This window comes from Gluconobacter roseus NBRC 3990 (assembly GCF_006538885.1).
Lineage (GTDB): Bacteria > Pseudomonadota > Alphaproteobacteria > Acetobacterales > Acetobacteraceae > Gluconobacter > Gluconobacter roseus.
Genome location: NZ_BJLY01000001.1, coordinates 858,112 through 876,081, shown reverse-complemented (window position 1 = coordinate 876,081; position 17,970 = coordinate 858,112). Strand labels below are relative to the sequence as shown.

15 protein-coding genes are annotated in these 17,970 nt (G+C 60.1%); 10 read left to right on the top strand and 5 right to left on the bottom strand.

Going from position 1 to position 17,970, the window contains the following annotated elements; translation table 11 throughout:
• Nucleotides 1-16 precede the first annotated feature (16 nt).
• Both GRO01_RS03855 and GRO01_RS03850 read right to left on the bottom strand, forming a co-directional pair.
• Complete coding sequence (locus GRO01_RS03855) at nt 17-961, bottom strand: ribokinase (protein ID WP_062509383.1); 945 nt, start codon at nt 959-961, stop codon at nt 17-19.
• A gap of 85 nt (nt 962-1,046) precedes the next feature.
• The gene (locus GRO01_RS03850; RefSeq protein ID WP_062509133.1) at nt 1,047-1,601 is read right to left on the bottom strand and encodes a YceI family protein; all 555 of its coding nucleotides are present in this window, start codon (nt 1,599-1,601) and stop codon (nt 1,047-1,049) included.
• A 166-nt stretch (nt 1,602-1,767) separates the two neighbouring features.
• Between GRO01_RS03850 and GRO01_RS03845 the strand changes: the two genes are divergently transcribed.
• The 4 genes from GRO01_RS03845 to GRO01_RS03830 all read left to right on the top strand — a co-directional run bounded on the left by GRO01_RS03845 (nt 1,768) and on the right by GRO01_RS03830 (nt 6,557).
• Nucleotides 1,768-2,043, top strand: a complete 276-nt coding sequence (locus tag GRO01_RS03845; RefSeq protein ID WP_062509135.1) for a YtcA family lipoprotein — start codon at nt 1,768-1,770, stop codon at nt 2,041-2,043.
• Nucleotides 2,044-2,045: 2 nt separating this feature from the next.
• Nucleotides 2,046-3,095, top strand: a complete 1,050-nt coding sequence (gene mdtN, locus GRO01_RS03840; RefSeq protein ID WP_062509137.1) for a multidrug transporter subunit MdtN — start codon at nt 2,046-2,048, stop codon at nt 3,093-3,095.
• A complete protein-coding gene (locus GRO01_RS03835) occupies nt 3,076-4,908 on the top strand; it encodes an FUSC family protein (protein WP_083541358.1) in 1,833 nt (610 codons plus the stop codon). Before mdtN ends, GRO01_RS03835 begins: the two co-directional genes overlap by 20 nt.
• An 86-nt stretch (nt 4,909-4,994) precedes the next feature.
• Nucleotides 4,995-6,557: a TolC family protein gene (locus GRO01_RS03830; RefSeq protein ID WP_062509139.1), complete on the top strand. Its 1,563-nt coding sequence runs from the start codon at nt 4,995-4,997 to the stop codon at nt 6,555-6,557.
• A 102-nt stretch (nt 6,558-6,659) separates the two neighbouring features.
• Here the strand turns inward: GRO01_RS03830 and GRO01_RS03825 are convergent, their stop codons facing one another.
• Nucleotides 6,660-6,929, bottom strand: coding sequence for a con-10 family general stress protein (locus GRO01_RS03825; protein ID WP_062509140.1), 270 nt, complete (start codon nt 6,927-6,929; stop codon nt 6,660-6,662).
• 297 nt (nt 6,930-7,226) lie between these two features.
• On the opposite strand from GRO01_RS03825, the gene GRO01_RS03820 reads away from it, so the two are divergent.
• Both GRO01_RS03820 and GRO01_RS03815 read left to right on the top strand, forming a co-directional pair.
• Complete coding sequence (locus tag GRO01_RS03820; protein WP_062509141.1) at nt 7,227-7,781, top strand: 5' nucleotidase, NT5C type; 555 nt, start codon at nt 7,227-7,229, stop codon at nt 7,779-7,781.
• Between the two features lie 155 nt (nt 7,782-7,936).
• Entirely contained in the window at nt 7,937-10,144 is a 2,208-nt protein-coding gene (locus GRO01_RS03815; protein WP_062509142.1) for a TonB-dependent receptor, read from the top strand.
• 19 nt (nt 10,145-10,163) lie between these two features.
• Here GRO01_RS03815 and GRO01_RS03810 read toward each other — a convergent pair whose 3' ends face one another.
• Together GRO01_RS03810 and GRO01_RS03805 are read right to left on the bottom strand one after the other, a co-directional pair.
• Complete coding sequence (locus GRO01_RS03810) at nt 10,164-10,793, bottom strand: TetR family transcriptional regulator (RefSeq protein WP_062509143.1); 630 nt, start codon at nt 10,791-10,793, stop codon at nt 10,164-10,166.
• A 70-nt stretch (nt 10,794-10,863) separates the two neighbouring features.
• Nucleotides 10,864-11,235, bottom strand: coding sequence for a hypothetical protein (locus GRO01_RS03805; RefSeq protein ID WP_141306772.1), 372 nt, complete (start codon nt 11,233-11,235; stop codon nt 10,864-10,866).
• A gap of 174 nt (nt 11,236-11,409) precedes the next feature.
• Between GRO01_RS03805 and metH the strand changes: the two genes are divergently transcribed.
• From metH to GRO01_RS03785, 4 genes are all read left to right on the top strand, one after another.
• A complete protein-coding gene (gene metH, locus GRO01_RS03800; RefSeq protein WP_062509145.1) occupies nt 11,410-14,916 on the top strand; it encodes a methionine synthase in 3,507 nt (1,168 codons plus the stop codon).
• A gap of 37 nt (nt 14,917-14,953) precedes the next feature.
• Nucleotides 14,954-15,832: a formyltetrahydrofolate deformylase gene (gene purU, locus GRO01_RS03795; RefSeq protein WP_062509147.1), complete on the top strand. Its 879-nt coding sequence runs from the start codon at nt 14,954-14,956 to the stop codon at nt 15,830-15,832.
• Nucleotides 15,833-15,933: 101 nt separating this feature from the next.
• Entirely contained in the window at nt 15,934-16,380 is a 447-nt protein-coding gene (locus GRO01_RS03790; protein WP_062509149.1) for a hypothetical protein, read from the top strand.
• 143 nt (nt 16,381-16,523) lie between these two features.
• Nucleotides 16,524-17,942, top strand: a complete 1,419-nt coding sequence (locus GRO01_RS03785) for an FAD-binding oxidoreductase (RefSeq protein WP_062509151.1) — start codon at nt 16,524-16,526, stop codon at nt 17,940-17,942.
• The last annotated feature ends 28 nt before the right edge of the window (nt 17,943-17,970 follow it).

Below are 17,970 nucleotides of genomic sequence, written 5' to 3'. Positions count from 1 at the left end.
TGACGCAAGCGGCTTTTCAGCCTGCGACCAGCGCGGCGACTTCATCCCATTCCGGAGCCGCATCCGCAGCGCCATGCCGCGTTGTGGCGAGTGCTCCGCAGGCAGAGGCAATCTTTGCTGCTTCCGGAAGGCTCTTGCCGAGCGCCAGCGCCACGGCGAGCCCTGCATTAAAACAGTCACCGGCGGCCACCGTATCAATCGGCACAACACGAAATGGCGCCAGATGCCCGGACGCAGTGCCGTTATGCCAGAACACGCCTTTCGCGCCCATCTTGACCAGTACGGCCCCCACACCTTTTGCGAGCAGAATATCCGCAGCCTTTCGCGCCTCTTCGACGGTCGTGGGACGGATACCGGTCAGGCTGAAAGTCTCGCTTTCATTAGGCGTGAGGATATCAATCTCGGACCAGAGTGGTTCAGACAGACCCTGCTCGGGAGCCGGTGCCGGATCGAGCACGACAGTCCCCCCTGCCCGGCGCGTCCGGCGCGCAGCGGCAAGGACGGCCTCCTGCGGGATCTCGAGTTGCAGCAGCAGGACCTTTGCCCGTTCCAGCCCGGGCGCGGCCGCGTCGATATCCGTGCCGTCCACCGCCATGTTCGCACCACCAGCGACAGTGATGCAGTTTTCCGCCAAGGTGTCGATCCCGATCAGGGCGATCCCCGTGGGGTTCTCGGGATCGTCACGTAGCGGGGAAAGGTCCACGCCAAAGCCTGACAGGCTGGCACGGGCCTGCGCGCCGAACGCATCGCACCCGACCCGCCCGGCAAGCGCCACGTCCAGATCGAAGCTTCGCGCCAGCCGCGCCGCAGCGGCGGCCTGATTGCTACCCTTGCCGCCCAGACCAATCGCATAGCTGTCGGCATGGACGGTTTCACCCGGTCGGGGAAGCCGCTGGCTGCGGGCCGTCAGATCGATATTGATGCTGCCGAAGGAAAGGATCAGGGGCGTCTCGAAGGTCATGTCCACAAGGCCGGAAAGCTGGAGAAACGGGGAGTTGAAGGCCTGCTTATCGGAGGAACCGGCACCCTTCAAGAACGCCAGCGTGTCACTTCATGAGGATGACGGTTTCAACCTTCACCATCGGGTTCACCGAATGCAGCAAGGTGCTCACGCCCCACTGTCTCTGATCGAACGTGCCACGGCTTACGATGCGCATGAGTGTATTGCCCTGAAACTGAAGCTCCGTCGTGAAGACGAGAGGATGTGTCTGCCCGCGCATGGTCAGTTTTCCGGCAAGCTCGGTCTGCAACTGGCCTTTGGTGATTTTGGGACGACAGTCGCCGACATATCGCATGACCGGATGGCTGTCGCTGTCGAGCATGATACCCGAAAGCATGATCTGCTTCATGACGCCACTGCCGACCTTCAGCGAATTGACGTTCATGGTCATGTCCACATGACAGGTCTGCCGGTCCAGATCGTAAGTCAGCGTTCCGGAGACATCTTCGAAACTCCCGTCAATATCAGTCAGCGCAGAACGGGCGTGCAGACGGGCCTGTGTATTGACTGGCGACAGGACAAGATCTTGCCTTGCTGCAAGAGCCTGCCCACTCGTCATCAGAGCCAGAAGAAACACTGCGGGGAAAAAGCCGTTTTTCATTGCCTCGGACCATGTTCTGAACCGTGTCTGCTTTTTAAAACTTCCCGCAAAGGGTCCGGTTTTCTTTTTCGACTTCGGGCGCAGGGCAGCGGGACTGTGGCTTTCACAAAAGGATGTGATAGGCTCCGGCTTTCCTGATGGCCGCGCGAAAGTTTCAATTCCCCTCATGCGTCCTGCCCGCCTGCGTCTGTCTCTATCCGGCCTGTGTCTTGTGGCGACGGGCGGGTGCTCCCTCCGCGGAGCACCGTCCTTCCCCGTCGTCGGTGCCTATTTTCCGGACTGGATGGTCTGTGGCCTCATCGGGATTGGCACGGCCGTGGGACTGCGGGTTGTCTTTCTGCTGACGGGTATTGATGCCCTGCTCAGCTTTCGCCTCTTTACCTATGTCGCCCTGGGCGTCATCGCCGCACTCACGGTGTGGACACTGGTATTCGGACCCTGATCGTGCAGCGCATCCATGTCTCCGGCAAGAAGCCGGTCGGTACCATCATCGCAGTGCTCTGTGTGGGAGCGGCTGTCGTTTTCGGCATTCATGTCTCCCATGAAGACAGCACCCATCCTTCGTCCGACAGCGGCACCATTGATGCGGAAGTCGTGCATGTTGCTTCCACTGTTGGCGGTCGGCTGAAGGAGCTTGATGTCTCGGTCAACCAGCATGTTCACAAGGGTGATGTCCTGTACCGGCTGGACCCGGAGCCCTACGAACTGACCGTCCGTCAGGCGCAGGCCAATCTTGATCTGGCGGCGGCCGAGGTGGAAAACCAGACGCGCCTGCTGAGCATCAAGACGTCCAATGCCGCAACCGCCGATGATCAGGTCGTCCGGGCCCAGACCAACCGCGATCTTGCAGCGCGCACGGTGCAGCGGCTTCAGACTCTGGCGGGCAAATCCTATATCCCCTGGCAGCAATATGATCAGGCCCGGGTTGCCCTTCATGATGCCGAAGTGTCACTGGCCCAGTCCCGCAACCAGTCCGTTGCCGCAACTACCGCAATCGGGGATTTGAAAAGTTCGATCGCCGCGCGGGAGGCCAGTCAGGCGGCGCTGGACCATGCGCGTTATGAACTGCGCCAGACCACTGTGATTGCTCCGGTGGACGGCTATGTCACCAGCCTGCGGGTAAAGACCGGCGAAGTTCTGGCACCATCGCAGGTCCTGTTCACGCTGATTGCGGATGATGAATGGTATGCGATGGCCAATATCCGCGAGATCAATCTGGGAGCCGTACAGATCGGGGACTGTGTGACGGTCCATTCCATGATCGACCGCCGCACGCCACTGCGGGGGCATGTCGAGAGCATCGGCTGGGGCGTGCTGTCGGCGGATTCCGCCGGAATTGCACGCTCGCTCCCGATCGTGCCCCGGCAGATGGACTGGGTGCATGTGGCGCAGCGTTTCCCGGTCCGCATCCGTCTGGAAAAAACCAGTCCGCTTCTGCTGCGACTTGGTGCTACCGCAACGGTCGAGATCCGGCATGGCGCTGCCTGTCCCTGAGACCGCCCTTCCGCTGGAGGGACCGCGTCCGGACATGATGCGGCCCGGTCTGGGACTGGCCCGGATCTGGCGTCTCGTCTGCAATCCCGCTCCGGGGCGTCTGGGCTATGCACTTCGTATGGCGGCGGGCTGTACGACGACGGTTCTGGTCGGCGAAATCTGGCAGGTTCCGGATCTGGCCGTCCCCGCACTCGTGACGATGGCACTCTGGCAGAAAGACCGCGTCACCAATGCGCTTGCCGGCGTAGGCGTCAATATCGCGGTTCTGATCCTGCTGGCCATCATCTACGGGCTGATCCGCCTGACGCTGGATTATCCGATGGGGCTGGTGATCGTCATTGCCCTGCTATCCTTCATGTTTTTCTTTCTGGGATCGGCCAGCAAGCTCAAACCTGTGGCCTATATGCTCGGGCTGATCACCGTGTACGGACTGATTGCAATCGACGAAGTTCCGGTCGGCGAGGTCGTCACACGCGCGCTGCTTTATACGGATTTGTTTCTGGCCGTACCGGGCGCGGTCATGGTCGTGCTGGGCCTGCTGATCTGCCCCTCCCCGCGGACGATTTTGACTGACAGTATCGCCGACCGTCTGCGCATGGCATGCGCCCTCCTGCGCGATCCTGACGAGCGTGTCCGCGAACAGGCCACGGACATGCTGCGCGGTGGCACGACAGACATGATGAAATCTGCCAAAATGGCAGGCTTGGAAAAGATCTGGTCTCCTAGAGATCTGACCTGCCTGCGACAGGCGGCCAGCAGCAGCGTGGTGGTACTCGCCCTTGCAGATGACGCGAGCAGAACCGGGATTGCGGCAGACGATGCTGCCTGTCTGACACAGACACTGGAGGAGATGGCCGCCATTTTCGCGGATGGAGACTATCCCGCGGCCATTGCGCGCCCGGCGGTCAGTCCCGGTTCTGCCACGGCCTGTGCGATGGCGGATCTGCTAACGGAATTCGCAACCCCGGTTTCGGACGAAGACAAAACCAGAAAGCCGGAAAAGAAATCAGAGTTCTTTGCCGCGGACGCGTTTACCAATCCCGATCATGTGCGCTTTGCGGTCAAGGGCACGGCAGCCGTCATGCTGAGCTATCTGATCTTCAAGGTGCTGAACTGGCAGGGCATCCATACCTGCATCATCACCTGTTTCATTGTTGCCCTCCCCACGATGGGGGAAATGATTTCCAAGCTGACCCTGCGTATTTCCGGCGCACTCGTGGGGGGTGCGCTCGGAATTGCGTCCATCATTTTTGTCATGCCACATCTGAACGACATCACCGGTTTTCTGGTGCTCGTTTTCGTCGTGTCCCTGATCGGGGCCTGGGTCAAAACCGGCGATGAACGCATTGCCTATGCGGGGTTTCAGATCGGTCTGGCTTTCTATCTGACGGACCTGAAAGGTTACGGCCCCACCAGCGACATGGCGACCGCGCGGGACCGTATCGTGGGGATCATGCTCGGCAATTTCATTACCTATGCCATGTTCACGAGCTTCTGGCCCGCCAGCGCCTATGACAGGATCGGCGACAGACTGCGCAAGCTGGCGGACTGCCTGAGGGGACAGGCAGACGCCTCAAGCGCTCAGGATCGTGCGGATGCCGTCGCCCGAACCCAGTCGGCCCTTCTGCAAAGCGAACTCACACTGGAATATGCCATGTCCGAACCCGTCCACATGCGGGCCGATCTGCCCCGGCTCGAGGCCACACGGATGGTGCTTGATGATGCGGGGCGGCTGTCCGAAGACCTGCTTGTTACGCCCGACAGGCCGGATCTTTCCGAACGCACGGCACGATTGGAACAGATTGCCCGATGACCTGTCCTGCACCGTCCCATTTACGCTTTGTCTCACACCGCAGGGCTGCGCGCATTCTGACAAAGAGTGCACTGTATTCAGTGCCAATGCTGCTTTCCGCCTGTGCCACGCAGGCTCTCGATAGCGCACCGACGGCCCCGGACCGGCCCTGGCAGCCCAATATTGCTGCGAATGGCGAGATCCTGCCCGGAAAGCATAACCCGCATGCGCTCAATCTGCCGGCAGGCTACACGCTGCCATCCAATACACAGATCCGCGTGCGGCCCCCTGCCCCGGAACTGTCAGTGCAGGGCGGCCATGCCTATTCGCTGGCAGAACTGATCGACATCGCACAATCCGCCAATCCCGAAACACGCCGGGCCTGGAACATGGCGCGGGATGCGGCTCTGGCGGTTGGCATAGCCCGCAGTACCTACCTGCCGCGCCTGACGGCAACCGTGGTCGGAGGCTACAATCACAGCCGCAATGACGGTGCCAACCCTACGATCAGCAATGCGGGGGCTGCAGAAGGCATCGTCAATTCGGGCCTGAGTGGGCTGGAAAATGCGCTGGGTGGTGTGCGCAACAACAATTCGGGCGCTGGCGAAGTCCAGACGCTTGGCATGGAATGGCTGCTGTTCGATTTCGGCAAGCGTGAAGCCGTAATCGAGGCCACAAAACAGGCCCAGATTGCAACCAATGTGCTGTTCACCGCGGCCCATCAGAAAATCATCTACGGCGTCACCACGGCCTATTACACTCATGCCGCCGCAGCCAGCCGGGTGCAACTGTTGCGACAGGCACGGGATAATGCCCGATTTGTGCAAGCAGCAGCCGAAGCGCGGCTGCATCAGGGTCAGGGCACGATTGTCGATGTCACGCAGGCGCGGCAGGCAACGGCCCAGACGGAACTGCGCCTTGTGCAGACCGAGGGCGATGAAGAGAACACCCGGCTGGAACTTCTGAATGCCATCGGGATTTCTCCTTCCACGAAGCTGGAAACGCTGGATATTTCCGGCCGCCCGCTCGCTCTGGATGACATGCGCCTGACGGATGCCTTCGTTCAGCAGGCTGTCTCGCGCAGGCCAGATGTTCTGGCTGCCTATGCGAGTGCCAAGGCAGCAAGGAGCAGGGTTCAGGCGGCCAGAAGCGAGTTCCTGCCCAAGATCTTCATGACGGGCAATGTTGCCTACACGACCGGACGTCTGGCGCTGTCCTCCGTGCCGGGCGTAGGAAGCGAAGCGCCCCCAACGCTTAACCTGTCCAGCAATGCTTTCAGCAGCCTGATCCTCGGTGGTATCACGGTGCCGATCTTTGATGGCGGAACCCGTGCGGCCCTTCTGAAACAGGCGCAGGACCAGTCAGACAGCGCGGACGCAACCCTGCAGCAAACCGTGGACAGTTCGGTCAAACAGATCGTAGCTGCGGAAAACGCATTGCGAACAAGCCTGAGTGCCTATGCCGCGTCAGGAAAACTGGAAACCGCCGCCCGCACGAGTTTCGAGGCTTCCTCGGCCGCCTATCGCAGCGGCGTAGGCTCCCTGACCCAGACCAGCATTGCCCAGAACGGTTATCTGGATGCGACGCTCAGTCATTCGGATGCCTATTACGCCGCAATGATCGCGGCGGCAGGGCTGGCCTTCGGGACGGGCTCGATTAGTCGGGATTAACGCTCTGCTCCAACGCACAAAACCTGCCGGGGATAGCCCTCGGCAGGTTTTGCAACAGCAGTCGCGCAGAAAGGATTGTCTCCTGCCTGCGCGCAGGCCGGTTCAGGACTTGTGGGAAGCCTGTCCACCTTTGCGGCCAGCTTCGGACGCTTTCTGCGGGTCCTTGGCAAAGCCACGGGTAGAGTGCTCTCCCCCTGAAGAGGACGACTTGGAGGTCTCCTTGGTGGAGTGACCGCCATGACTGTGCTCGCCGCCCTTGCGACCAGCTTCCGAGGCCCTTTCGCGATCCTGCGAAAAGTTGCCAGAGTTGCCACTGCCGGAGCCGTTGGCGGCGAAAACAGTACGGAAATTCTCTTCATATTTAAGAAACATGATGGTTTTCCTTCTACAGGTGCCGGCGCGTCCTCTTCGCGGGAAAGAAGCTCTGAACCGGACGAGCGGAAAACAGAACCCAATGCTTACAGTTGCTGAAATACAGAACAAGAATATTTTACTTTAAGTAAAGTGTTTTATTTATGGAATGACATATTTGAAATACTTGAATAATCGGAACAATAAATCTTTCATGAAAGAACTATTCTTCCCTCAATCTTGCAGACATCTTTTCGCTTGCCCTGCAGGAACATCGGGACAAGAGTTCTGGTCCTGTCCCAGTTGCCGGAGCCACCCATGCCCCCGTCCCGCCTGCGCCTTGCTGTCGATATGGATGAAGTCCTTGCGGATGCATTCTCCGCCCAGCGTGTCTGGTTTCGTAAAACCTACGGCTATGAATGGACGGATGCTGAACTGCAGGGGCAGCGTTTCCGGGATCTCGTCTCGCCCGAAGATTATGCCGCCATGGAAGCCATGCTGCATCAGGGGGACTTCTTTGCGAACCTTGATGTCATGCCCGGCGCGCAGGAAGCGATTTCCGCCCTGTGCGAGACCTGTGAGGTCTTCATCACGACAGCAGCCATGGAATATCCGGCTTCCTGTGCCCCGAAGTTTGCCTGGCTGCGGGAGCATTTCCCCTGCATTTCGCCCTTGGACATCGTTTTCTGCGGCGACAAGAGCATTCTGGCCGCCGATGTGATGATCGACGACAATCTGCGGCATTTCAGGCGTTTTCGGGGTCAGGGCGTGTTATTTACCGCCCCGCACAACATGTCGGAAACCTGGACCCCGCGCACCAATAACTGGCAGGACGTGCTGACGATCGTCGACCAGATCGACACCAGTCGCTGATCTGGGCCTGATGGGCACAGCTGTGTCTTTCAGGAAACAGCCATGGCTCAATCACAGCGTAAGCAGCACTGAAGCGGACGAATCATTTTGACACTGGGTGTCATAATGTAGAGAGGAGAGACCAGCTTCACGACACGTACCGATCAGGATCACCTATGAAATCCGCACGCCTGCTGCTTTGTCTTCTCTCCGGATCTGTTCTCAGCAGTATGCCAGCGTTTGCGGCAGAAACACAACCCGTTTCCGATACGAAAGCTGCGGCCAGCAAGGCCGCCACGAAGGCAAAACCGGCAGCGCCAAAAGCCGAGACCATCACGGTTCACAGCCGCAACGGCTCCGGCACGGCTGCGGATTACCGGACCAAGGACGTGGCCCTTGGCCCACTCGGGACACGCTCCGTCCTCGATACGCCCATGTCGATCATGGTCGTGCCGCATGATGTTCTGGTGAACCAGCAGGCGCGTAACATCAACGATCTCGTGGCCTATGTGCCCTCCGCACAGCTCGAAATGCGCGGTGATCCGAATACCAGCCGTCCGCAGTCCCGCGGCTTTGAAGGCGATGTGATTTCCAACACCCGTATGGACGGGTTGAACATGGTCATCACCACGCCGTATGCAGCCGAGCAGTTCGACAGCATGCAAGTCCTGAACGGTCTGGCAGGCGCGCTTTACGGGCCGCAAAACCCGGCCGGTACGTTCGATTTCACGCTCAAGCGCCCGACGGACCGCATGACCGAGCGGCTGGTCGTCGGGACAGACTCCATCGGCTCACCGCTGGAAAGTGCGGATGTCTCCGGCCGCGTGGGCCGGAACGGCTGGTTCGGGTATCGCCTGAACCTGCTGAACCAGAATGGCGAAGGCTATGTCGAGGGCTCGCATCTGCGGCGTGATCTCGTCAGCGGCGATTTCGACATCCACCTTTCGCCCAAAACCGTCATCCAGCTTGATGCCAGCCAGTACACCTATGCCGAGCGTGGATTTCCGGGCGGCTTCGCTTACAGCACCGCGATCCAGCTGCCCCAAGCGCCGGATCTCAGCCAGAAGGGTTATGGCCAGCCACAGGCGGGCTATAACATGGAAACCGATACGGCCATGGCCAAGATCATCCATAACTTCAACGACAACTGGAGCCTCAAGCTCGGTGGTCTGTGGCAGAACGCGGCCCGTAACGTCTTCAGCACGTCCAACCAGCTTCTCAATTCCGCCGGCCTCTATAAGCAGACGATCTCCGCGGCCCTCACGGCCAATGACTTCGTGGCCGGCAGCAATATGGCCTACCTGAACGGCAAATTCCGCACTGGTCCCCTGCGCCACCAGATCGAGCTCGGCACGAACGGCTACGTGATGGGGAACTACAACCCCACCTCCTCCACCGGCACCCTGACGCTGGGTGAGGCCACGATCGGCCATCCCAAGAGCTTCTCAAGCGTGCAGCCCTATTATTCCGGCCGCTACAAATCCGCCGATACGATGAACCAGTCGCTTCTTGCCGGCGATACCATTTCGCTTGGAAAACACTGGTCGATCATGGGCTCCCTCGCCTGGAGCTGGCTGAGCACGAACAACTATGCCAAGACGGGCACCAAGACCTCGAGCTACAGCCGTTCGGCCGCGTTCAGCCCGATGACGAGCCTGCTGTACAAGCCGACCGACAACCAGACCATCTATTTCACCTGGGGCAAGTCGCTGCAGGCCGGTACCATCGCACCTGCCGGGGCGGTTAATATGAACGAAGTCACGGCGCCGCTGCGTTCGGAAGAATACGAGGTTGGCTACAAGATCCTGATCGCCAAGCGGATGCAGGTGAACATCGCCGGCTTCCGCATGGCGCGTCCCTACGGCTTCACGGACCCCGTCACCAATGTCTACGCCAATTACGGCCTGCAGCGGAACTACGGTGTCGAGTTCCAGGCTTCCGGCAACATCACTGACGACCTGACCTTCCTCGGCGGCATGACTTGGCTGGATGCGCAGATGCTGGGTACGGGATCGTCACTGACGGCCAACAAACAGGTCGTGGGCGTGCCGCCGCTGATGGCGAACGCGCTGCTGGATTACCGCCTGCCGTTCCTCAAGGGCGCTGCCGTCAATGCGAATGTCCATTACATGGGCCGTCGCGCCGCCAACGTGTACAACACGACCTTCGCGCCGTCCTATGTCACGCTGGATCTGGGCGCGCGTTACGCGACCCATGCTTACGGACAGCCGCTGGTGTTCCGTTTCGGGGTGAACAACGTGACGAACCAGAGCTACTGGGCGTCCGTCTATCCGTCGAGCATCAACGGCGTCAGTTCAGCTACGAACTCGGCCGTTGCCGGTCTGCCGCGCACCTATCACTTCAGCATCGAACTGGACCTCTGAGGAGGTCCAGCCCGAACTTCTAGCCTGAACTTAGGGGGAAGTCGTCCTGCCATAGCAGGGGCTGGAGCGTGAACGTCCGGCGCAGGATGACTTCCAGATCGGATTTCCCCTCTGTCTTCATCCATTCGTCCAGCGCGGTCCGGAACGTCGCAATCGCCGTCCGGGCCAGCAGACGAGCCACGAGAGACGGCATTTCGGTTGCGGGCAGCCGGGCGATCAGGAGGGAGGCCAGCGTCTCCTCCCATTCGGAATAGCGACGCAACGCCATGTCGCGCAGCGCGGGCGTCTGCTCCACAAGCCTGACAACCGCATAGGCGTCCATCCGGTCGGAAGAATAGCAGGCCACGACCGGTAGCAGCCCGGCCAGAACGGCATCCTGCAACGGAACATCCAGCGGTACGGCCCGAATGGCATCGGTCAGGATCGTGGTGACCCCGCCGGTCCAGGCGAGAATGATGTCCGCCTTGCCCGGAAAATAGCGGAACAGTGTCCGGCGTGAAATCTGCGCAGCCTCGGCGATCTCGTCGACGGATGTTTCCTCATATCCATATGTCGAGAACAGACGCATGGCCTCACGCACCAGCGCGGCATGGGTGCGGTCCTTCTTGCGTTGCCGGAGCGGCCCGTCCTGTTCTGCGTCTGTCGTCATGCCGTCCAGTTATCCCGAAGTCCCGCAGGAGCATAGACCCGAACTGCAAAACCCTTCCAGCAACGAAGGATTATACGCCTTCAGGCACAAGTCTGTAGCGGGCACGGACCAGCACATCATTTTCAAGCTGTTGCCGGACTGCCACGCGGTCTTTCGATGCGACGGATACCGCCACTTCCCTGAAAAGCGGACGCTTTCCCAGGACGCGATCCTGAAAAACCTCTGCAAGCACCATGGCCACGGGATCTCGTGTGCAGCACAGGCAGCCCGCCGCATGACGGTTCATGAAGGGCGACGGGGCCGGAATATCCGCCACATCTCCCCACCCTCCTTCAGGGTCCGGAACACCGATCAGCAGGGCCTGACGTCTGCGTTCTTCCGGCCAGAGCGCCTGGTCAGACAGAACGGTCAGGGGTATCAGGGAATTGCGGGAGGACGTCATGCCATTCCCTGTAGCAGGACCGACCGCAGCGAACAGCATTTTATGGTGTTGCCTCTTTGCCGGAGCAGAACCGTTTTGCTACACCCTCCTGTCCCTGACCGTGTATAGAGGCGCAAGCCCGATCGCGGCTCCCATATCCATTCCCAGTCATCCTAACTACAGAGCAGCCTGCCCATGTCCTCACGTCCCCATCTGCTTGACGCCCTCGCCGATCAGGTCCTGCTGTGTGACGGCGGCATGGGATCGCGCGTGCAGATGCTGGATCTGGAAGTCGAGCGCGATTACTGGGGGCAGGAAAACTGCACCGAAATCCTGAACCTCTCGCGCCCGGAACTCGTCCGTGAAATCCATCGCGGCTATTTCGAAGCCGGGGCGGACATGGTGGAGACGAACACATTCGGCGGCTCCATCGTTACCCTGGCGGAGTTCGGGCTTCAGGACCGCACGCGCGAAATCAATCGTACGGCCGCGACACTGGCCCGCGAGGCCGCCGAGACGTTTTCGGACGGGCGGCACCGCTATGTCATGGGCTCCATTGGTCCGGGCACGAAACTGCCGACGCTGGGCAATATTGCCTATGACGATCTGGAAGCCGGTCTGGTCGAACAGTGCCGTGGCCTGATCGATGGCGGCGTTGACGGGTTCCTGATCGAGACGTGTCAGGACACGCTCCAGATCAAGGCCGCCGTGAATGCCGCCAAGATTGCGCGGATCGAACTCGGTTCGGATGCGCCGATCTTCGTGCAGGTGACGGTCGAAACCACTGGCACACTACTGGTCGGCCCCGATATCGCCGCCGCCGCCACAACCGTTCAGGCGCTGGACGTTCCCTCGCTCGGCCTGAACTGCGCCACTGGTCCGCAGGAAATGGGCGAGCATGTCCGCTGGCTGTCAGAGAACTGGCCCGGTTTCATTTCCATGCAGCCCAATGCCGGCCTGCCCGAGCTTGTGGACGGCAAGACCGTCTATCCGCTCAGCCCTGAGGAAATGGCTGTCTGGATGGAACGCTTCGTCAAGGAAGACGGGCTGAACCTCATTGGTGGCTGCTGTGGCACGTCCACACCGCATATCCAGGCTCTCGATGGCATGCTGCGTCGCCTTGGCGGCACGAAGCTCCGCCCTGCCCCGGTCAAGCGCAGCACAATCTGGATGCCATCGGTCTCCAGCCTCTACACCCAGACGCCGCTGCGTCAGGAAAACAGCTATTTCTCCATCGGCGAGCGCTGCAACGCCAACGGCTCCAAGAAATGGCGCGAGCTTCAGGAAGCCAATGACTGGGACGGCTGTGTCGCTATCGGGCGTGAACAGGCCGCCGAAGGTTCCAACGCGCTCGATATCTGCACGGCCTTCGTGGGGCGTGATGAAGTTCGCGAAATGAACGAGGTCGTCACGCGTTTCACGTCCTCCGTGAATGCGCCGCTGGTGATCGATTCCACGGAAACGCCGGTCATTGAAGCCGCACTGAAACTGCATGGCGGCAAGCCCATCATCAACTCGATCAACTTCGAGGATGGCGAGCAGCAGGCCCATGACCGCATGAAGCTGGCCCGTAAGTTCGGCGCCGCCATGATTGCGCTGACGATCGATGAAGTCGGCATGGCGAAGGAGCCGCAGGACAAGCTGCGCATTGCCGAACGTCTGGTGGATTTCGCGTGCAACCAGTACGGACTGCCGCAGTCCGACCTGATGATCGATCCGCTGACCTTCACCATCGCTACAGGTGTTGAAGACGATCGCAAGCTCGGCCAGTGGACGCTTGAGGGCATCAAGCTGATCCGCGACAAGTTCCCGGATATCCAGATCATCCTCGGCCTGTCGAACATCTCCTTCGGCCTGAACCCGGCCGCGCGTGCGGTGCTGAACTCGGTATTCCTGGATCATGCGGTCAAGGCTGGCATGACGGGTGCGATCGTGCATGTCTCCAAGATCCGCCCGCTGCATCTGATTGCCCCGGAAGAGGTCAAGGTCGCGGAAGACCTGATTTTCGACCGCCGCACCGAGGACTACGATCCGCTTCAGAAGCTGCTGGAACTGTTTGCGGGCCGTAAAGCCGCCGATGCCGTCAAGAAGCGCCGAGCAGAGACCCCGGCGGAGCGGCTGAAGGACCGGATCGTGGACGGTGACCGCAAGGGCATCGAGCAGGATCTGGAAGACGCGATGGCGGAAATGCCGCCGCTCGACATCATCAACAACGTCCTGCTCGATGGCATGAAGGTCGTCGGCGAGCTGTTCGGTTCGGGCAAGATGCAGCTTCCGTTCGTGCTGCAATCCGCCGAGACGATGAAGACTGCCGTGGCATGGCTTGAGCCGCACATGGAGCGCGTGGAAGGCCAGCACCGCGGCACGATGGTGCTCGCCACAGTCAAGGGCGACGTGCACGATATCGGCAAGAACCTCGTGGACATCATCCTGACCAATAACGGCTATCAGGTCATCAATCTGGGCATCAAGGTGCCTCTCGCGGACATGATCGCGGCCGTGAAGGAACACAAGGCGGACGCGCTCGGCATGTCCGGGCTTCTGGTGAAGTCCACGGTCATCATGCGCGAAAACCTTGAGGAAATGCACCGTCAGGGCTTTGACGTTCCGGTCATTCTCGGTGGTGCGGCCCTCACCCGGAATTACGTCGAGGAAGAATGTGCCCGCTCCTATGGCGCTGGTGAGCCGGGGCGCGTGGCCTATGCGCGTGATGCGTTCGACGGTCTGGGCCTGATGGACAAGATCGCCAACAAGGAGCTCGATTCCTATCTTGGCGCGATCCAGACGCGCCGGGCCAGCCAGGCGAGCCGCAAGACGGCGCGCGCTCCGGAAATCGCAGAAACACGCGGCTTTGGCGTCGTGGATCGCGAGGCCGCCAAGGCCCGGCGTGAGCGGATTTCAGGCTCCGAGCCGGTCATTACACCACCTTTCTGGGGTGGACGTGTGCTCGAAGCGACGCCAAATGCGGTTCTGCCGTTCCTCAATGAGCGCTCGCTGTACCAGTTCCAGTGGGGCTTCCGGAAACAGGGCCGCTCGCTCGACGAGTTCATGGAATACGCCAAGACCGAACTCCGCCCCGTGCTGAAACGCATGCTGGCGCTGACTGCGGAGCAGGACATCATCCGGCCGCAGGCAATCTATGGATATTGGAAGGCCGCAGGCGACGGGAACGATCTCGTACTCTTCGAAGAGGACGGTAAGACGGAAGCCGCGCGTTTCACCATGCCGCGTCAGCCCAAGGATGACGGCGAGTGCATCGCCGATTTCGTCCGCGACATCAGCGATGATACCCGCGATGTGGTCGGACTGCAGGTCGTGACAGTCGGGCAAAAGGCGTCCGATCTGGCACGGGTGTGGTTCGAGGAAAACCGTTATCAGGACTATCTGTACCTGCACGGCCTGTCGGTCGAGATGGCGGAAGCCATGGCGGAATATACCCACAAGCGCATCCGCGCCGAGCTGGGTTTTGCCGGCGAAGACGATCGCGACATGGAGAAGCTGCTGTCGCAGTCCTATCGCGGCTCGCGCTATTCCTTCGGCTATCCCGCCTGCCCGCGGCTTGAAGATCAGGAACCGATCCTGAAAATGCTGGATGCCGAACGCATCGGCGTGTCGCTTTCCGACGGCTATCAGCTTCACCCCGAGCAATCGACATCCGCTCTCGTGATGCTGAACCCACGGGCAAAATACTTCACCGTCTGAGGACGGTAAATTTTAAAAAGACGAGAAAAGACTTTCCATGACGGTCATTTCAGTTCCGCAGACCACCTATGTCCTGACGCTTTCCTGCCCTAACCGACCGGGCATCGTGGCGGCAATCAGCGGCAGGCTTGCGGAACTGAACGCCAACATCACTGAAGCCCAGCAGTTCGATGACCGGGACAGCACGGTCTTTTTCATGCGGATCGTCTTCGAGATCACGGATGGCCAGACCAGCATGCAGCAGCTTCGCGAGGCACTGGCTGTTCTGGGCGAGACGTTCAGCATGGACTGGGCGCTGCATGACCGAAGCGTGAAGCCGAAGGTCCTGCTGATGGTCTCGCGTTTTGATCACTGCCTGGTGGATCTGCTGTATCGCTGGCGCATCGGGGAACTACCGATCGAGCCGGTCGGGATCGTATCGAACCACCCGCGCGAGGTGTTTGCGGATCTGGATTTCTACGGCATCCCGTTCCACCACCTTCCCGTCACAAAAGACACCAAGCCCGCGCAGGAAACGCGTATTCTGGATCTGTTTGCCACGACCGGGGCCGAACTGGTCATTCTCGCGCGCTACATGCAGGTTCTGTCCAATGAGATGGCTGCCAGCCTGTCAGGCCATTGCATCAACATCCACCATTCCTTCCTGCCCGGCTTCAAGGGTGCTCGTCCCTATCATCAGGCCTTTGCGCGCGGCGTGAAGCTGATCGGCGCGACCGCCCATTACGTCACCCGCGATCTGGATGAAGGCCCGATCATCGAACAGGACGTGGAGCGCATCTCCCATGCCGACACGCCCGATGACCTGATCCGCAAAGGACGCGATATCGAACGCCGGGTTCTGGCGCGTGCTGTGCGGTATCACATCGAACGCCGGACCATTATCAATGGTAGCAGGACAGTTGTCTTCACGCCCTGAAGGCTTCTGTTCTTCTGCCAGACATGAAAATTTCGCACGACACCCTGAATATTCTCTCCTAGGCTCGGCTTTATCAGTTCACAGCCGGCAGCAATATTCAGATGACCTTTCGCAAAGCCCTTCTTTCGCTTGCCCTGTTCACCACTCTCCTCGCACAAACAGCCTGTTCCGGTGACGTGGTTCTTGAGAAGCGGTTGACACCTGCGGATACCCTGCGTGAGACCACAAACCGGACCGTCGTGCCCGGCACATTCGTCATGACTGTGAAAAGCGTAAACGTCTTCAACAAGATGGTCTTCCTCAACTCCGAAGACACCTATCTGGACCGCGCCAATGTCGCCGTGCAGATCACGTCAGCCGTGGCCTATAATGCCGATATCCGTTTCGGTGGCGATTTCCGCAAGATGGTCCTGAACCGCAAGATCCTGGTGATCGGGTCGGCCATGAAGGTTGGTGCGGATCTGCAACAGGGGATCGTCGTGAACAACAAGGACGATTACCGAACCTATATCTTCGTCAGCCGGGCGAGCAATATTTTCCTGAGATAGTCACGGATAATATCTGATCTTGCATCGTATATTCGTTTTTCGACAGATTATTCCATTTTATACCCCCATATCGAACTGAAGATATTTCCCGGACCTTCGATCCGGCCTATGAAGAGCATCCTTTCTTCATGCCGGAACTAGTCATGACCGCCTCTTCCGCCTCCGCTCCGGACCGCCTTCAGGCCGTTCTTAAAGCCCTCCAGCCCATCATGGGTGAGCGGATCAGCATGGCACCATCCGTTCGCGAAGAGCACAGTCACGGCGAGGCCATGAATGCCTCCAACCTGCCCGAGGCGGTGGTGTTTGCGGAAAGCACGCAGGATGTGGCAACCGTCCTGCGACACTGCCATGAATGGCGCGTTCCGGTCGTGGCGTTCGGGGCCGGCACTTCGGTGGAAGGCCATGTCGTGCCGCCCGAACAGGCCATCAGCCTCGATCTGTCCCGCATGACGGATATCGTGGAACTGAACGCAGAGGATCTGGACTGCCGGGTCCAGGCCGGCATTACGCGACAGACGCTGAATGTGGAAATCCGCGATACGGGCCTGTTCTTTCCGGTCGATCCGGGCGGGGAAGCCACGATCGGCGGTATGTGTGCCACCCGCGCCTCGGGCACCGCCGCCGTGCGCTACGGCACGATGAAAGAGAATGTGCTGGGACTGACGGTCGTTCTCGCGACCGGCGAAATCATCCGCACCGGCGGGCGCGTCCGCAAATCCTCCACCGGCTATGATCTGACGTCGCTGTTCGTCGGCTCGGAAGGCACGCTCGGGATCATCACAGAAGTCCAGCTCCGTCTGCACGGGCGTCCGGACAGTGTTTCGGCAGCAATTTGCCAGTTCGAGAACCTGCATGACGCCATCCAGACCGCCATGGAAATCATTCAGTGCGGCATTCCCATCACCCGCGTGGAACTGATGGACAGCGTGCAGATGGCAGCTTCCATCCAGTATTCCGGCCTGAGCGAATACCAGCCGCTGACCACGCTGTTTTTCGAATTCACGGGCTCGCCCGCAGCCGTACGCGAGCAGGTCGAGACGACGGAAGCCATTGCGTCGGGCAATAACGGGCTTGGTTTTGCCTGGGCCGAAAGCGCCGAAGACCGCACCCGCCTGTGGAAAGCGCGGCATGACGCCTACTGGGCAGCGAAGGCCATCGTCCCGGGCGCGCGCGTCATTTCCACGGACTGCATCGTCCCGATTTCCCGTCTGGGAGAGCTGATCGAGGGCGTGCATCGCGATATCGAAGCCTCCGGCCTGCGTGCGCCCCTTCTGGGGCATGTGGGTGATGGTAATTTCCATACGCTCATCATCACGGATGATACTCCCGAAGGACATCAGCTTGCCCTGGATCTGGACCGCAAGATCGTCGCCCGCGCCCTGTCCCTGAACGGATCATGTAGCGGGGAGCATGGTGTTGGCATGGGCAAGCTGGAATTTCTGGAAACCGAGCATGGGCCTGGAAGCCTCAGCGTGATGCGCGCCCTGAAGAACACGATGGATCCGCACCATATCCTCAATCCCGGCAAGCTCCTGCCGCCCGGCCCTGTTTACACGGGCTGAGCTTTCGGGGATCTTTCAGCCGCCTTTC

Bases quoted from the DNA above. Each gene is read 5' to 3' on its own strand.
- GRO01_RS03810 (WP_062509143.1), bottom strand. From the start codon at position 10,793: ATGACGACAGACGCAGAACAGGACGGGCCGCTCCGGCAACGCAAGAAG.
- GRO01_RS03820 (WP_062509141.1), top strand. From the start codon at position 7,227: ATGCCCCCGTCCCGCCTGCGCCTTGCTGTCGATATGGATGAAGTCCTT.
- metH (WP_062509145.1), top strand. From the start codon at position 11,410: ATGTCCTCACGTCCCCATCTGCTTGACGCCCTCGCCGATCAGGTCCTG.
- GRO01_RS03850 (WP_062509133.1), bottom strand. From the start codon at position 1,601: ATGAAAAACGGCTTTTTCCCCGCAGTGTTTCTTCTGGCTCTGATGACG.
- GRO01_RS03790 (WP_062509149.1), top strand. From the start codon at position 15,934: ATGACCTTTCGCAAAGCCCTTCTTTCGCTTGCCCTGTTCACCACTCTC.
- GRO01_RS03855 (WP_062509383.1), bottom strand. From the start codon at position 961: ATGACCTTCGAGACGCCCCTGATCCTTTCCTTCGGCAGCATCAATATC.
- GRO01_RS03825 (WP_062509140.1), bottom strand. From the start codon at position 6,929: ATGTTTCTTAAATATGAAGAGAATTTCCGTACTGTTTTCGCCGCCAAC.
- GRO01_RS03835 (WP_083541358.1), top strand. From the start codon at position 3,076: ATGGCGCTGCCTGTCCCTGAGACCGCCCTTCCGCTGGAGGGACCGCGT.
- GRO01_RS03815 (WP_062509142.1), top strand. From the start codon at position 7,937: ATGAAATCCGCACGCCTGCTGCTTTGTCTTCTCTCCGGATCTGTTCTC.
- GRO01_RS03785 (WP_062509151.1), top strand. From the start codon at position 16,524: ATGACCGCCTCTTCCGCCTCCGCTCCGGACCGCCTTCAGGCCGTTCTT.
- GRO01_RS03805 (WP_141306772.1), bottom strand. From the start codon at position 11,235: ATGACGTCCTCCCGCAATTCCCTGATACCCCTGACCGTTCTGTCTGAC.
- GRO01_RS03830 (WP_062509139.1), top strand. From the start codon at position 4,995: ATGCTGCTTTCCGCCTGTGCCACGCAGGCTCTCGATAGCGCACCGACG.
- GRO01_RS03845 (WP_062509135.1), top strand. From the start codon at position 1,768: ATGCGTCCTGCCCGCCTGCGTCTGTCTCTATCCGGCCTGTGTCTTGTG.
- purU (WP_062509147.1), top strand. From the start codon at position 14,954: ATGACGGTCATTTCAGTTCCGCAGACCACCTATGTCCTGACGCTTTCC.